This window comes from Curtobacterium sp. MCBA15_013 (assembly GCF_001865095.1).
Taxonomy (GTDB): domain Bacteria; phylum Actinomycetota; class Actinomycetes; order Actinomycetales; family Microbacteriaceae; genus Curtobacterium.
The window spans coordinates 153,084-168,016 of the sequence record NZ_MJGQ01000015.1 but is presented as its reverse complement, the minus strand read 5'-3'; the positions used below and the strand labels follow the sequence as shown (position 1 = coordinate 168,016).

12 protein-coding genes are annotated in these 14,933 nt (G+C 72.3%); 8 read left to right on the top strand and 4 right to left on the bottom strand.

Annotated elements, in window-relative coordinates:
• Positions 1–111: 111 nt before the first annotated feature.
• Complete coding sequence (locus tag BIV01_RS10295; protein WP_070418196.1) at positions 112–1,161, top strand: LacI family DNA-binding transcriptional regulator; 1,050 nt, start codon at positions 112–114, stop codon at positions 1,159–1,161.
• 278 nt (positions 1,162–1,439) lie between these two features.
• Here the strand turns inward: BIV01_RS10295 and BIV01_RS10290 are convergent, their stop codons facing one another.
• The 4 genes from BIV01_RS10290 to BIV01_RS10275 are packed head-to-tail and all read right to left on the bottom strand — an operon-like array spanning position 1,440 to position 6,687.
• A complete protein-coding gene (locus BIV01_RS10290) occupies positions 1,440–2,393 on the bottom strand; it encodes a carbohydrate ABC transporter permease (protein ID WP_071295577.1) in 954 nt (317 codons plus the stop codon).
• Positions 2,394–2,396: 3 nt separating this feature from the next.
• A complete protein-coding gene (locus tag BIV01_RS10285) occupies positions 2,397–3,347 on the bottom strand; it encodes a carbohydrate ABC transporter permease (RefSeq protein ID WP_070418198.1) in 951 nt (316 codons plus the stop codon).
• Positions 3,348–3,398: 51 nt separating this feature from the next.
• Positions 3,399–4,706: an ABC transporter substrate-binding protein gene (locus BIV01_RS10280; RefSeq protein WP_071302756.1), complete on the bottom strand. Its 1,308-nt coding sequence runs from the start codon at positions 4,704–4,706 to the stop codon at positions 3,399–3,401.
• A gap of 4 nt (positions 4,707–4,710) precedes the next feature.
• Positions 4,711–6,687, bottom strand: a complete 1,977-nt coding sequence (locus tag BIV01_RS10275) for a glycoside hydrolase family 127 protein (protein ID WP_071302755.1) — start codon at positions 6,685–6,687, stop codon at positions 4,711–4,713.
• 165 nt (positions 6,688–6,852) lie between these two features.
• On the opposite strand from BIV01_RS10275, the gene BIV01_RS10270 reads away from it, so the two are divergent.
• The 7 genes from BIV01_RS10270 to BIV01_RS19755 all read left to right on the top strand — a co-directional run bounded on the left by BIV01_RS10270 (position 6,853) and on the right by BIV01_RS19755 (position 14,892).
• Complete coding sequence (locus tag BIV01_RS10270; protein ID WP_070418201.1) at positions 6,853–7,902, top strand: LacI family DNA-binding transcriptional regulator; 1,050 nt, start codon at positions 6,853–6,855, stop codon at positions 7,900–7,902.
• Between the two features lie 212 nt (positions 7,903–8,114).
• Positions 8,115–9,854, top strand: coding sequence for a xylulokinase (locus BIV01_RS10265; protein ID WP_071302754.1), 1,740 nt, complete (start codon positions 8,115–8,117; stop codon positions 9,852–9,854).
• The gene (locus BIV01_RS10260; RefSeq protein ID WP_071295581.1) at positions 9,851–10,549 is read left to right on the top strand and encodes an L-ribulose-5-phosphate 4-epimerase; all 699 of its coding nucleotides are present in this window, start codon (positions 9,851–9,853) and stop codon (positions 10,547–10,549) included. The genes BIV01_RS10265 and BIV01_RS10260 overlap by 4 nt, the downstream gene beginning before the upstream one ends.
• Positions 10,546–12,087: an L-arabinose isomerase gene (araA, locus tag BIV01_RS10255; RefSeq protein WP_071302753.1), complete on the top strand. Its 1,542-nt coding sequence runs from the start codon at positions 10,546–10,548 to the stop codon at positions 12,085–12,087. The genes BIV01_RS10260 and araA overlap by 4 nt, the downstream gene beginning before the upstream one ends.
• Before the next feature lie 10 nt (positions 12,088–12,097).
• Positions 12,098–13,357 (top strand): D-arabinono-1,4-lactone oxidase, encoded by a 1,260-nt coding sequence (locus tag BIV01_RS10250; RefSeq protein ID WP_071302889.1) that lies wholly within the window; start codon positions 12,098–12,100, stop codon positions 13,355–13,357.
• 86 nt (positions 13,358–13,443) lie between these two features.
• Positions 13,444–13,914, top strand: coding sequence for a DUF2510 domain-containing protein (locus tag BIV01_RS10245; protein WP_071302752.1), 471 nt, complete (start codon positions 13,444–13,446; stop codon positions 13,912–13,914).
• A gap of 129 nt (positions 13,915–14,043) precedes the next feature.
• Positions 14,044–14,892, top strand: coding sequence for a hypothetical protein (locus BIV01_RS19755; RefSeq protein ID WP_071302751.1), 849 nt, complete (start codon positions 14,044–14,046; stop codon positions 14,890–14,892).
• Positions 14,893–14,933 lie beyond the last annotated feature (41 nt).

The following is a 14,933-nucleotide window of genomic DNA, read 5'->3' as shown; positions in this document are numbered from 1 at the left end:
TTTGCTCGTGTGAGCGCTCACATACTGGGGGTTCCGTGACGGGGTGTCAACTCACCGTGACCGTTTCGCGATCTTGTCGCGTCGGCCGGACTGCGCGGTACGGTTGGCGACGTGACGACCACGACCGCGCTCGGGGACGCCGGCGGCAAACGTCGCAAGGCACCCACGATCTTCGACGTCGCCGAGCGCGCGGGCGTCTCCCACCAGACCGTCTCGCGGGTGATCAACGGCGACCCGACGGTCCGCGAGCAGTTCCGCGCCCAGGTGTCCGACGCGGTCACCGAACTCGGGTACCGGCCCCGTGCCGCCGCCCGGGCGCTCGCCGGGGGGCGCAGTCGGGCGCTCGGCATCATCACCGCCGGGGACGCGCTGTACGGACCGTCGAGCACTGCCATCGGATTCGAGCGGGCAGCCCGGTCCGCCGGCTACCACGTCCTGCTCTCCACGCTGCCCGACGACCCGCGCCCCGTCGACCTGTCGAACGCCCTCGTGACGCTGCTCGCCCAGGACGTCGCCGCCATCGTGCTCGTCGCCGCCGACAACCGGGTGCTCGACGCCCTCGCCTCGCTGACCGTCCCGGTCTCGGTGCCCGTCGTCGTCGCGAACGCCGTGCAGCGGGACGCGGCCAGGGCTCCGGTGGCACCGAGCGTCGCGGCGGTCGCGATCGACCAGGCGGCGGGGACCTCGCTCGTGATGGAGCACCTGTTCGCCCGCGGGCACCGCCGGATCGTGCACATCGCCGGCCCTGCGGTCTCGCAGGAGTCCGAGGTCCGCCGGGTGACCTACGAGCGGATCATGCGCGACGCGGGGCTCGAGCCCGTGGTGCTCGACGGCGACTGGACCCCGGCGAGCGGGTTCGCGGCGGCCCGGACGATCGACGTGCACACCGTCGACGCGGTCTTCGCCGGGAACGACCAGATGGCGCTCGGGGTCCTGCACGCCTTCGCCGACGAGGGACTGCGGGTGCCGGACGACATCGCCGTGGTGGGTTTCGACGACGTTCCCGAGGCGGCGCACTTCACGCCGCCGCTCACCACCGTGCGGCAGGACTTCCGGGCGATGGGGGAGCGGGTGCTCGACACCGTGCGGGCCCTCGTCGAGGGGGAGCCGCGGGACGAGACGTTGCTCGTGCCCGAGCTGGTGGTGCGCCGGAGCGCGTAGGGCGCGGCGCGCCGCGCAGGCGGTACGGCGGCGCGGGCGCGGGGGCACGGCGGCGCGGGCGCAGCTTCGCGGGTTCGCCGAGCGGGCACGACTCGCCGCGGGTTCGTCGTCGAGCGGGCAGAACAGGCCGGGTGTGCGGGCCGAATGTGACGTTCTTCGCCCGCTCGGGGCCCCCGGCCCGCGGCAACGCCGCCCCGGCCCGCGGCAGCGCCGCTCTCGCACGCGGCAGCGCCGCCCCCGCACGGTGCGAGGACGGCGCCGCGCGGCAGCGCCGACCGTCAGCCCTTCAGCGCGCCGGACGACAGCCCGGCGACGTAGAACCGCTGCAGCCCGACGTACAGCGCGATGCACGGGATCATCGCCACGACGGACCCGGCCACGAGGTTCCCGTACGACACCTGCCCGTACGCCCCGGTCTGCAGGTTGAGCAGCGCGACGGGCAGCGTGTAGAGCGAGTCCTTCGTGAGGAAGGTCAGCGCCCCGAGGAACTCCGTCCACGACGCCAGGAACGCGTACAGCGCGGCCGTCGCGGCACCGGGCAGCAGCAGCGGCCGCAGCACCGACACGACGACCCGGAAGCGCGAGGCGCCGTCGACGAACGCCGAGTCCTCGAGCTCCGTCGGGATCGACTCGAACGCGTTCCGCATCACGAACACCCCGAACGGCAGGTTCACCGTCGTGTAGAAGAGCACGAGCCCGAGCAGTGAGTTCGTGAGCTTCATCGCGTTCATCTCGAGGTACAGCGGCGTGAGGATCGCCTGGAACGGCACCATCATCGTCAGCAGCACCAGCCCGAAGACGACGCCGGAACCGCGGAACCGGAACCGGGCGAACCCGTACCCGGCCATCGTCGCGATCACGGCGGTCAGGACGGCCGTGGCGATCGACACGACGAGCGAGTTCACGACGCCGGTGAGCAGGTGCGACGAGGGGCTGAAGACCGCGGCGAAGTTCTGCCACCCGAGCTGGAAGAACGTCGCCGGGTCGGCCGCCTGGGTGATGACGGCCTCGGACTGGAAGGCCCGCAGGATCGACCAGATGAGCGGGACGCCGAACACCAGCGTCGCGCCGACCCCGGCGATGACGTACAGCGTGCGCTTCACGGCGGTGTCGCGCGGGTGGCGCACGCTGCCCTGGTGGCGGCGACGGCGGCCTCCGTCGCCGGAGGTGGTCAGCGTGCGGGTGGACAGGTCCGGGGCCGCGAGGCCCGCACGGGAAGCGGTGGTGCTCATGGCTCAGTCCTTCTCTCGCAGTGCCCAGAACTGGAACACGGTGACGGCGGCGATGACGACGACGAGGGCGATCGACTCGGCGGTCGCCGCGCCGAGCTGCAGGTTCACGAAGCCGCGGTTGTAGATCGCGTTGACGATCGTCGTGGTCTCCGTGCCCGGCCCGCCCTGGGTCAGGATGTAGAACTGGTTGAACGCGAGCAGTGACCCGATGACCGAGATGATCGCGCTGAGGGCGAGCGTGGAGCGGATCATCGGCATCGTGATGAGGCGTTCGGTCTGCCACCACGAGGCCCCTTCGAGCTGGGCGGACTCGTACACCTCGTCGGGGATGCCCTGCATGGCGGACATCACGAGCACCATCGTCAGCCCGGACACCGCCCAGACGACGAGCACGCAGATGAGCAGCGTCGCGAGCGGGCCGTTCACGAGCCACGCCGTGCTGCCGTCGGTGATCCCGAGCCAGCGCAGCACCATGTTCACCGCGCCGGAGTTCGGCTGCGCCTCGAGCACGAGCATGAACGACAGCGTGGTCAGCCCGACGACGTACGGCAGGAAGAACACCGTGCGCAGGAACGTCGACCCGCGCCGTCGGGCCCGGATGAGCACGGCGAGGAAGTACCCGAGCGCCAGGATCGGCACCGTCACGATCGCCGTGTAGAGCAGCGTGTACCCGATGGCGTGCACGAACGTCGGGTCCTGGAACAGCGTCAGGTAGTTCTGCAGTCCGATGAACCGGTACGGGCCGATCAGGGGCCAGTTCGTGAACGAGATGTAGAGCGCGAACACCAGCGGCGCGAGGACGAACACCGCGACGAACACGATCGCCGGGGTGACGAGCACGGCGCCGGTGCGCGGCGGGTGCGTGAGCGAGTTCCGGGACGGACCCGGGCGGCTGACGCCACGGCCGACGGTCGGACGGCCGGCGCCGGTCCGTCGGTTGGAGACGGTGGTCATGTCTGCACCTCTCTGTGCAACGAGCGAACGAGCGAACGAGCGAACGGTCGCTCAGGCCTGGACCTGGTCGAGGATGCGGATGTAGTCCGACTGCGCCGTCTTCATGGCCGCAGCGGCCCCCGAGCCGAACACCGCCTCGCGGAACATCGCGAAGTACGGCGACGAGGGCTGGTTGACGAGCAGGTTGTACGCGAGCGTCTGCGGCGCGTACCCCTTCTCGATCGCGTCGAGCGGGCCGAACGCGAGCGGGTACTTCTTCCGGTAGGCCGGTGTCGCGGCGTCGGACCGGGTCGGGAAGTACCCGCCGTCCGGCAGCGCCTGCTGTTGCTGCAGACCGTTCGCGTACTGCATGAACGCCCAGCCCCCGGACGGGTTCGCCGCCCCGTTCGGGATGCACATGTTGTCGCCGCCGTCGAAGAACGAGCGCTTGCCGTCCCACGACGGGATCAGCACCGTCTGCATCTTCGCCCGCATCGCCTTCGTCGCGGCGGGCACGGTCGCACCGTACGAGGTCGGGAAGATGCCGACCTTGCCGGCCCGGAAGTCGGCACCCCACGTGGTCCCGGCGTCCGCGAAGGTCGCCTTCGACAGCACGCCGTCCTTCCACAGCTGCCGGTAGAACTCGAGCATGCGTTCGAGCGCCTCGTTGCCGGTGATGTTCGCCGTCTGCTTGCCGACCTCGCCGGACATCATGTCGACGCCGGTGGCCCAGACGTGCGGCTGCGTGACGAACCCGATGATGCCGGCGGCGTTGCCCGAGATCGACCACCCGTACACGTCGTCGCCGGTCTTCCGGATCGCCTTCGCGGCGGCGAGCAGCGAGTCGAGGTCCTTCGTCGCGTCCTCGACGTCGAGGCCGGCCCGGTCGAACAGCTCGGTGTTGACGAACAACTGCGAGTTGTCCGCCAGGTACGGCAGCCCGTAGTACCGGTCGCGGTACTCGAGCAGCCGGAGGTGGCCGGGTGAGATCGCGTCGAAGTAGTCGAGCCCCTTCACGACGTCGGTGAGGTCGGCGAACGCTTCGCGGAAGATGAACAGCTGCGAGTTGATGTCGTCGATGTCCACGACGTCCGGCGGCTCACCACCACGGATCGCGGTCGCGAGCTTCGTCACGTACTGTCCGTCCGGCACGGGCGTCAGCTCGACCTGCAGCTCCGGGTTCGCCTTGTTGAACCCGGCGACCGCCGCCGTCAGTCCGGCCTGCGTCGCCGAGCGGCACCAGACGTGCACGGTGCCGGTCGCGTTCCGGCCGAAGCTCGCGACGCGCGCGTCGACCTTCGGCAGGGTGCCGGAGCACCCCGCCAGGGCGAGGGCCGCCCCGCCGGCGAGACCGCCGGCGAGGAACGCTCTGCGGTCCATCGTGTCACCGCGCCAGCGGGAGCCAGACGCGCATCGGCGCGGCTCCGCGGTTCGCCCAGGCGTAGTACGGGACCGCGGTGGCGGTGACGTCCTGGAGGCGCGTGGCGGCCGCCGTGGACCCGGCCGCGTCGTCGACGCTGGTCGCCGCACCTGCGTGATCCGTTCCTCCTGGACCGTCCAGTCGGCGGTACGGCCACGCTGCCTGCGCGTGCTCGGCCGGGGCGTGTCCGGCGACGCGCAGCGTGACGACGCCGTCGAGGAGCCCGTCCTGCCGCTCCTCGGTGATCGGCGCGTCGGCGTCGACCGTCAGGTCGTCGACCGTGAAGCCCTGCTGGTCCGCCTGCTCGACCGCGTACACCAGCGGTCCGCGCTCGATGGCGACCTGCCCGCGTGCGGCGTCGATCCGGGCGTCGGCGACGTACCGGTGCGGCGTCGTGTCGAAGACGAGTTCGACGGTGTCGCCGGCCGCCCACTCGCGGTCGATGACGTGCAGCGTGCCCGCGGCGGGGCTGGCCGTGCCGTCCGGACCCTGCACCGTCGTGGTGTCCGACCAGGACGGGATCCGCAGGCCGAGGGCGAGCGGGCCGTCCTCGGTGACGGTGACGACCACGCGGCCGTCGTGCGGGTACCCGGTCTCGACGTCGACCGGGCCGAGCGAGGCCGTGGCGTACTGGTGCAGCTGGAGGCCGCCGTCGGTCGCGGTGGCGAGGTAGCCGTCGAGGCTCGCGAACGTCCGCATGATGTTCGGCGGGCAGCAGGCGCAGTCGAACCAGCCGCGGCGGCCGTGCGCGGGGGAGCGGTTCTCGTCCTGGTGCGCGTGGTCACGTTGCTGCAGCGGGTTGACGTAGAAGTACTCGGTGCCGGCGAGGCTCACGCCCGCGAGGAACGCGTTGTACAGCAGGCGCTCGATCGCGTCGGCGTACACGGGCTTCCCGGTCGCGAGGAGCAGGCGCCAGGCCCACTGGATCCCGCCGATGGCCGCACAGGTCTCGGCGTACCCACGGTCGGTCGGGAGCTCGTACGGATCGCCGAACGCCTCCCAGTCCCAGCGCGCGCCGAGACCGCCGGTGATGAACGCCTTCGTGGCCATCATGTCCGCGAACTGCGTCTCGCTCGCGGTCAGGAGCTCGGTGTCGCCGGTCTCGATCGCGACGTCCACGGCGCCGGCTGCGAGGTACACGGCGCGGACCGCGTGGCCCTCGACGGTCGTCGCCTGGCGGCTCGGCACCCGGTCGGAGAAGTACGTCGGCTCGCCGCCGGCGCGCTCGATGATGCCGGTGCCCCGGGCGTCGACGAACCAGTGCGCGAGGTCGAGGTACTCGCGGTTGCCGGTCTCGCGGTAGAGCTCCACGAGGCCCATCTCGACCACCGGGTGGCCGTCGACGTCGCGGACCTTGCCGGGGCCGTCGCCGAACGTGCGGACGAGGTGGTCCGCGTTCTTGATCGCGACGTCGAGCAGCCCGGTGTCGCCCGTCGCGCGGTGCTGTGCCACGGCCGCCTGGTACAGGTGTCCGGCGCAGTACATCTCGTGGCTCCACTTGAGGTCCGTGTACCGCTCGCCCTTCCCGCGGATCTGCTGCACGGAGTCGAGGTAGCCGTCGTCGGCCTGCGCCTGGGCGTACAGGGCGGTGACCTCGCGCTGGAGTTCCAGCAGGTCCTCGGCGGGGGCTCGGCCGTACTCCCACGCCACCGCCTCGAGCCACTTGGTGACGTCGGAGTCCATGAAGATCGGGCCGGTCGCGTCGCCTTCCTCGAGGCCGGCGGCGATGCGGAGGTTCCGGAAGTTCCCGGCCGCCTCGAGCAGGGCGTACCCGCCGCGGACCGCGTCGCGGCCGTTCCGGTCCTGTCGGAGGGCCCAGAAGCCGCCGGTGATCCGGGCGTCGCCCGTGGGCAGCGGACGGAGCGTCAGGTGCGCGTCCGCGGTCGGGAGGACCGGGGTCGCGGTGTGCGCGCGGCTGTCGGTCGCGAGCGTGGTGGTCATGTCGCCTCCTTGCGATGTGACTCAGGCCGGGTCCGGTTCCGTGCTGGTTCCGGAAAACGGTTTCTGCGGAGGACGTTACGACACGACCTGGAGGCGCGCAAGGGCGTCTTCTCACATCGTGCGTATAGTCGTGGTCAGTTTCCCGCATCCGGAAAGGGGTTTGCCGTGACTCTGGAGCGCGCTGGGCGGACCGTCCGGATCACCGACGTCGCGGCGCTCGCCGGCGTGTCGATCGGCACCGCCTCGAAGGCACTGAACGGCACCGGGCAGCTCCGGGAGTCGACGCGCGCGCGGGTGAAGGACGCCGCCGAGAAGCTCGGGTTCGTCGGCGATGCCCGGGCCCGCGCGCTCTCCTCGGGTCGGACCTACACGGTGGGCATGATCACGACGGACTCGTTCGGCCGGTTCTCGATCCCGGTGCTCCTCGGCGCTGAGGACGCCCTCTCCGCCGGGCAGATGGCCGTGCTGCTGTGCGACACCCGCGACGACCACGTCCGCGAGGCCCACTACCTCCGCTCGCTCGCCGCCCGCGGGGTCGACGGCATCATCGTGACCGGCCGTTCCGCCGACGCCCGGCCGCCGATCGACGTGCCGATCCCGGTCGTGTACGCGTTCACGCCCTCGACCGACCCGGACGACGTGTCGGTCACGCTCGACGACGCCGCCGGGTCGGCGGCCGTCGCCGCGCACGTGCTGTCGACCGGGCGACGGCGGGTGGCGATCGTCACGGGGCCCGAGCGGCACCGGTCGGCGGTCCGGCGTGTGTCCGGCGCCACCGAGGTGCTCGGCGCGAGCCTCGTGGCCGAACCGCTGTACGGCGAGTGGTCGGAGCGGTGGGGGCGGCAGGCGGTGGACGTGCTGGCGCGGGGCGTGGGGCTCGCGTCGGCAGGGACCGGGGCCGGGGCGGCGTCCGGGTCGGGTGCGCTCGGCGTGGACGCGATCGTCTGCGGAAGCGACCAGATCGCGCGGGGCGTGTGCGACCGGCTGCGGGAGCTCGGGCTGTCCGTGCCGGACGACGTCGCGGTCGCCGGGTTCGACGACTGGGACGTGATGGCGCTCGCGAGCCGGCCGCCGCTGACCACGGTGGACCTGCGCCTCGAGGAGCTCGGGCGCGTGGCCGGTCGGGCGCTGCTCGACCTCATCGACGGGGGCGCTGCGGCGTCCGCGACCGTGACCCCGTCTCTGGTCGTCCGCGAGAGCACCGTCGGCGCGTAGGGCCCGCGCGGGGCGCCAGCCGGCGGGCGGGCCGAGGTCGCACGACTCGCCGTGGCCTGGTCGGTCAGGTCGCACGACGTGCCGTTCGGGGCGGCGGCGAGCGGCGGTTCGTGCGACCTGGGCGGGCGCGGGCGTGGCGGCGTTGCGGGAGTGAGCGCTCACGTGCCAGGATGTGAGCGCTCACGGAGGACGACGAGGTTCTGGAGGAACGCATGGGCGACGACCGCAGGCAGCAGGTCGTGGACGGCCGAACCACGCTCGGGATCGAGCTCGGCTCCACCCGCATCAAGGCGTGCCTCGTGGACGAGGACCTCGTCCCCATCGCCGCGGGCGCCCACGAGTGGGAGAACGAGTTCGTCGACGGGCGCTGGACGTACTCCCTCGAGGCCGTCGAGACCGGACTCCGCGCCGCCTACGCCGCCCTCGTGGCCGACGTCGAGGCCCAGTACGGCGTCACCCCGACGACCTTCCGCGCCGCCGGCGTGAGCGCGATGATGCACGGCTACCTCGCGTTCGACGCCGCGGGCGAGCTGCTCGTGCCGTTCCGCACCTGGCGCAACACCTCGACCGGCCCCGCCGCCGAACGACTCAGCGACGCCCTCGGGTTCAACATCCCGCTGCGCTGGTCCATCGCGCACCTGTACCAGGCCGTCCTCGACGACGAGCCGCACGTCGCCGACCTCGCGAGCGTCACGACCCTCGCCGGGTACGTGCACCGACGGCTCACGGGGCGGGACGTGCTCGGCGTCGGCGATGCGAGCGGTGTCTTCCCGATCGACAGCACCCCGGCGGACAGCGGACCGGGCGACCCCGGCACGCGCGACTACGACGGCGCGATGCTCCGGACGGCCGAGGACCTGATCGGGGTCGGGGACCTCCGGGCGCTCCTGCCCGAGGTGCTCGTCGCCGGGGACGACGCGGGAGCCCTCACCCCCGAGGGAGCCGCGTGGCTCGACCCGTCCGGCACCCTGCTCCCTGGTGTTCCCCTCTGCCCGCCCGAGGGTGACGCCGGCACGGGCATGGTCGCGACGAACGCCGTCGCACCGCGCACGGGCAACGTCAGCGTCGGCACGAGCATCTTCGCGATGGTCGTGCTGGAGCACCCGCTCGCGACCCCGCACGAGGAGCTCGACGTCGTCACCACGCCCTCCGGGGACGCCGTCGCGATGGTGCACTGCAACAACGGTGCGAGCGAGATCGCGAGCTGGGCGCGCGTGTTCGGCCGGTTCGCCGAGGCCGCGAGCGAGCGCACCGGCAGCACGGCACCGGACATCGACACCGTCTACGCGACGCTGCTGGCCGAAGCCGAGCACGCGGACCCCGACGCCGGCGGCCTGCTCTCCTTCAACTACCTCGCCGGGGAGCCCGTCACGCACGTCGAGGACGGCCGACCCCTGCTGCTCCGGACCCCGGACGCACGCTTCACGCTCGGCAACCTCGTGCGCTCCGAAGTGCACGGCGCCTTCGCCACCCTCGCGATCGGCATGGACGTCCTGCACGGCGAGGAGGTCCAGGTCGACCGGATGACCGCCCACGGCGGGCTCTTCCGGACGCCCGGCGCACCGCAACGCCTGCTCGCAGCCGCCCTCCGCGTGCCCGTCGCGCTCGAGGAGACCGCGGGCGAGGGCGGTGCGTGGGGGATCGCGGTGCTCGCCGCCTACCTCGAGCACACCGACCAGCACCTGGCGGACTTCCTCGCCGACACGGTGTTCGCCGGCGACGCCGTGCACGTGTCCGAGCCCGAGCCGGCCGACGTCGACGGGTTCCAGACGTACCTCGAGCGCTACCGGCGGGCCCTGCCCGTCCAGGACGTCGCCGCCGCCGCGACCCGCCCCGAAGCGACCCCCGCAAGCACCGACACCAGCGCCAGCGCCAGCGCGACCACCCCCGGAGCCGAGCCGACGACGGCAGGCGAACCGCGCCTCCAGGCCGAGAAGGAGCCGACCCGATGACCACCGACACCCAGCAGGCCGTCGCCGCCACCCGCGAACGCGTCGCCCGCCTGCACGGCGAACTCGTCCGCTACGGCCTCGTGATCTGGACCGGCGGCAACGTCTCCGAGCGGGTGCCGGGCACGGACCTCTTCGTCATCAAGCCGAGCGGCGTGTCCAGCGACGACCTGACCCCCGGGAACCAGGTCGTCTGCACGCTCGACGGGGTGCCGGCCGACGGCTGGGAGAACAGCCACGGGCCGAGCTCCGACACCGCCGCGCACGCCTACGTCTACCGGAACATGCCGGAGGTCGGCGGCGTCGTGCACACCCACTCGACGTACGCGACGGCGTGGGCGGCACGGGCAGAGCCCATCCCGTGCGTCATCACCGCGATGGCGGACGAGTTCGGCGGACCGATCCCGGTCGGACCGTTCGCGATCATCGGCGACGACTCGATCGGACACGGCATCGTCGAGACCCTCGCCGGCCACCGCTCGCGTGCGGTGCTCATGCAGAACCACGGCGTCTTCACGATCGGCCGCGACGCGAAGGACGCCGTGAAGGCCGCCGTGATGTGCGAGGACGTCGCCCGGACCGTGCACATCGCGAAGCAGGGCGGGGACGTCGTCCCGATCGCCGAAGCAGACATCGACCGACTCTTCGATCGCTACCAGAACGTCTACGGACAGACCCCCGAAGGAGCACTCCAGTGACCCACGACACCGCGACGCACGTCGTCGACCCCGCCGAGACGCTGGCGGGCTACGAGGTCTGGTTCCTCACCGGCTCCCAGGGGCTGTACGGCGAGGAGACCCTGCGCCAGGTGGAGTCGCAGAGCAAGCACGTGCACGAGACGCTGGCACCGCACGTGCCGGTGAAGCTCGTCTGGAAGCCCGTGCTGAAGGACGCGGACGGCATCCGGCGCGCCCTCATCGAGGCCAGCGCGGACGACAAGGTCATCGGTGTGACGACGTGGATGCACACGTTCAGCCCCGCGAAGATGTGGATCGGCGGCCTGCAGGCGCTCACGAAGCCGCTGCTGCACCTGCACACCCAGGCGAACGTCACGCTGCCCTGGGCGGACATCGACTTCGACTTCATGAACCTCAACCAGGCGGCGCACGGTGACCGCGAGTTCGGGTACGCCCTGGCGCGCCTCGGCGTCCGGCACGCCACCGCCGTCGGGCACGTCTCGGACCCCCGCGTCCAGCAGCGGGTCGCGAACTGGACCCGCGCCGCCGCCGGTGCCGCGGCCGTGCGGGAGCTCAAGCTCACCCGGTTCGGCGACAACATGCGGTACGTCGCGGTCACCGAGGGCGACAAGACCGAGGCGGAGATCGAGCTCGGCGTGCAGGTGAACACCTGGGCCGTCAACGAGCTGGCCGAGGCGGTCGCCTCGGCGGAAGCCGACACGGCAGCGGTCGATGCGCTCGTCGCGACCTACCAGCAGGACTACGACGTCGACCCGTCGCTCCGTGACGGTGGTGACCGCCACCAGTCCCTCCGCGACGGCGCCGCGATCGAGATCGGCCTCCGCACCCTGCTCGCGCAGAACGGGTCCGCCGCCTTCACCACCAACTTCGAGGACCTCGGCACGCTCAAGCAGCTGCCGGGCCTCGCCGTGCAGCGCCTGATGGCCGACGGGTACGGCTTCGGTGCCGAGGGCGACTGGAAGACCGCCGTCCTCGTCCGTGCGATGAACGTCGCCGGCGCCGGCCTCCCCGGTGGCGCGTCGCTCATGGAGGACTACACGTACGACCTCACGCCGGGTGCCGAGAAGATCCTCGGCGCGCACATGCTCGAGGTCTCGCCGACCCTCACCACCACGAAGCCGACGCTCGAGATCCACCCGCTCGGCATCGGCGGCAAGGACGACCCGGTGCGCCTGGTCTTCACGGCCGACGCCGGCGAGGCCGTCGTGGTCGCCCTCTCCGACACCCGCGACGGCTTCCGCCTCACCGCGAACGTGGTGGACGTCGTGCCGCCCACCGAGGCTCTGCCGAAGCTGCCGGTCGGCCGTGCCGTCTGGGAGCCGCGCCCGTCGTTCCCCGTCGCCGCAGAGGCCTGGCTCACCGCCGGCGCCGCCCACCACACCGTCATGACGACGGCCGTCGGCCTGCAGGTGGTCGAGGACTTCGCGACCATGGTCGGCACGGAGTTCCTCGTCATCGACGAGCACACCACCGAGCGCGGGTTCCGCGACGAGCTGCGCCTCCAGCAGACGTGGCACCGTCTCGACCGGGGGTTCTAGGCTCGTGACCGTGAGCGCGACGACGCGGACGAACTGGGCGGGCAACGTCACCTACCGGGCGTCCGGCCTGGCGCGCCCGACGTCGGTCGACGAGCTGCAGCAGCTCGTCGCGTCGACGCCGCGCCTGACGGCGCTCGGGTCACGGCACTCGTTCAACACGATCGCCGACACCGACGCGCTCCAGGTGTCGCTGGCGGACCTGCCGCCGGTGCTCGACATCGACGAGGACCGGCGGGTCGTGCGCGTCGCCGCCGGCATGATCCACAGCCAGGTGGCCGCGGGCCTGGAGGCGCGGGGCTGGGCACTCGCGAACCTCGCCTCCCTGCCGCACATCTCCACCGCCGGCGCGGTCGCCACCGGCACGCACGGCTCCGGCGTCCGCAACCCGTCGCTCGCGCAGGCTGTGGTCGGCCTCGAGGTCGTCCGCGCTTCCGGAGACCTGGCGTTCGTCGATGCGTCGACACCGGACGGTTCCCTCGACGCGCACCGGGTGGCGCTCGGCGCGCTCGGTGTCGTCACCGCGGTGGAGCTCGCGATCGAGCCCACCTTCCAGGTCGCCACGACCGTGCACCTCGACCTGCCGTGGGGCGCCGTCGCGGAGCACTTCGACGAGGTCGTGTCGGACGCGTACTCGGTGTCGCTGTTCACCTCGTTCGACGACCGCGGGGCCCGGCAGGTCTGGGTCAAGCACCGCGTGGGCGAACCGGCACCGGCCGTCGACCTCGTCGCGCTCGGCGCCCGTCCCGCCGACGGCCCGGTGCACCCGGGGGAGAACGACCCCGCCGGCGTCACCGAGCAGGGCGGCGTGCCGGGGCCCTGGTCCGAGCGACTCCCGCACTTCCGGTCCTCGTTCACGCCGTCGACCGGGGCGGAGATCCAGGCGGAGTACCTGCTGCCGGCCGGTTCCGCGGTCGACGCACTGCAGGCGCTCCGACCCCTGGAGTCGCTGTTCGCGCCGATCCTCATCGCGACCGAGGTCCGGACGATCGCCGCCGACACCGCCTGGCTCGCACCGTCCTCGGAGCGGCAGTCGGTCGGCATCCACTTCACGTTCCGGCGGGACGTGAGCGCGGTGGCAGCCGCGGTGGAGCGGATCGAGGACGTCCTCGCCCCGTTCGACGCCCGCCCGCACTGGGGGAAGGTGTCGGCGGCGAGTGCCGAGCGGCTGCACGAGGTGTACCCGCGGCTGTCCGACTTCGCCGCGCTCGCCCGTGACCTCGACCCGACCGGGCGGTTCCGGAACGCGTTCCTCGCGCGCATCCTGACCTGACCGGGGGTCGGCGTTCCCTCGAACTGGGGCTGCAGTCCGTCGGCACCCGGGCCCTACGGTGTGGGCATGAGCACGAGGGGGACGGTATGACGCTGCCGGTCGCAGGGTGGTACCCGGACCCGGAGGACCAGGCGCGACTGCGCTGGTGGGACGGCCTCCGTTGGGGAGCACTCGCTCCGCAGCCAGCGCCGACGCTCCCCGCTGGCATCCCAGGGGCCGAAGCGTCGCCGCGGCCACCCGCACCGTCGGAGTACCGCATCGGATCGAGTGATCGACCGCTGACCGGACGCAAGGCCCGCGTCGCCAAGGACCGGGCGACGCGATCGGCGAACCCGTTCGGGTACGCCGGGCTCGTGCTCTCCCTGATCGCGTTCATCTTCAACCTGCTCGCGATCCCGAGCATCCTCGGCATCGTCTTCGGCGCGATCGGCCTCGCCCGGGCCGGGCAGCTGACGGGGCAGCGGATCACCGGGTTCGGCGTGTCCTTGGCCGCTGTGATCCTCGGACTCGTCGCAGGCGGCTTCTTCTTCCTCCGCGTCGCCCAGATCCTCGGCTGAAACGCCAGGGTGGGACGCCCGGGCGCTGCGAGGGACCGGGCGTGCCTCACAGGGGCTTCGGATGACATCTCCGGCCGATCCACCGGGGCGTTCCTGAGTGCTCACATGTGCGATCACAAAGGTTGGGGCATGGCGAACCTCAACCGCATCATCGGCATGGCCGGCAAGGTCATCGACAAGCAGCTCCAGAAGCGCGGGCAGGCGGGACCCGCGGCCGGCGCCGGGCAGCAGCAGGGCGGGACGGACTGGCGCGGCATCGTCCGGAGCGCGGCGGACAAGCTGACCGGGGACGACCGGTACCAGCAGGCGCAGCACGGGCAGCAGCAGCCGTACGGCCAGCAGCATCCGTACGGCCAGGCGCCCGGCCAGCAGCAGCACGGCCAGCGGCAGCACGGGTCGGCCGACTCCGACCAGGTCGCGATCGCCAAGTACGACTACCTGCTGCGAACCGCCCCGCCGGAGCAGCTCGAGCAGGTCCACCACGACGCCTTCGCCCGGCTCACCCCCGCGCAGCGCCAGCAGATCCGCAACCGCCTGAACTCCGAGCTGCCGCCGCACGAGCACCTCCGCGACGACTCCGCCGGTGGGATGGCCCGCGCGATGACCCGCGGCGAGGTCGCTCGGCCCGGACTCGTCCGACGTGTCCTGGGCGGCGGCGGATCGGCGGGGCGCGGCCGCGGTGGAGCGTTCGCCGGCGGGGCAGCGGTCGGCGCCGGTGCGATGGCGCTCGGCGGTCTGGGCGCAGCGGTCGCCGGTGGCGCGGTGCTCAGCGCGGCCGCGGGGCCGGTGCTGGCCGAGGCCGCGAACCTCGGCGTCGATTTCGAGGGCATCGCCGCCGGGATCGGCGACCTCGGACTCGGAGACCTCGGCGGTGGTGTCGAGGGACTCGCGGGCGAGGGCGAGCAGCTGCTCGGTGGGCTCGGTGAGCAGGCGTCGAAACTCGGCAACGACTTCCTCGGCGGGCTGTTCGACCGCTGATCGGGTGGCGAGTGGTGACCGTTCTGGTTCGCGATCCCCGG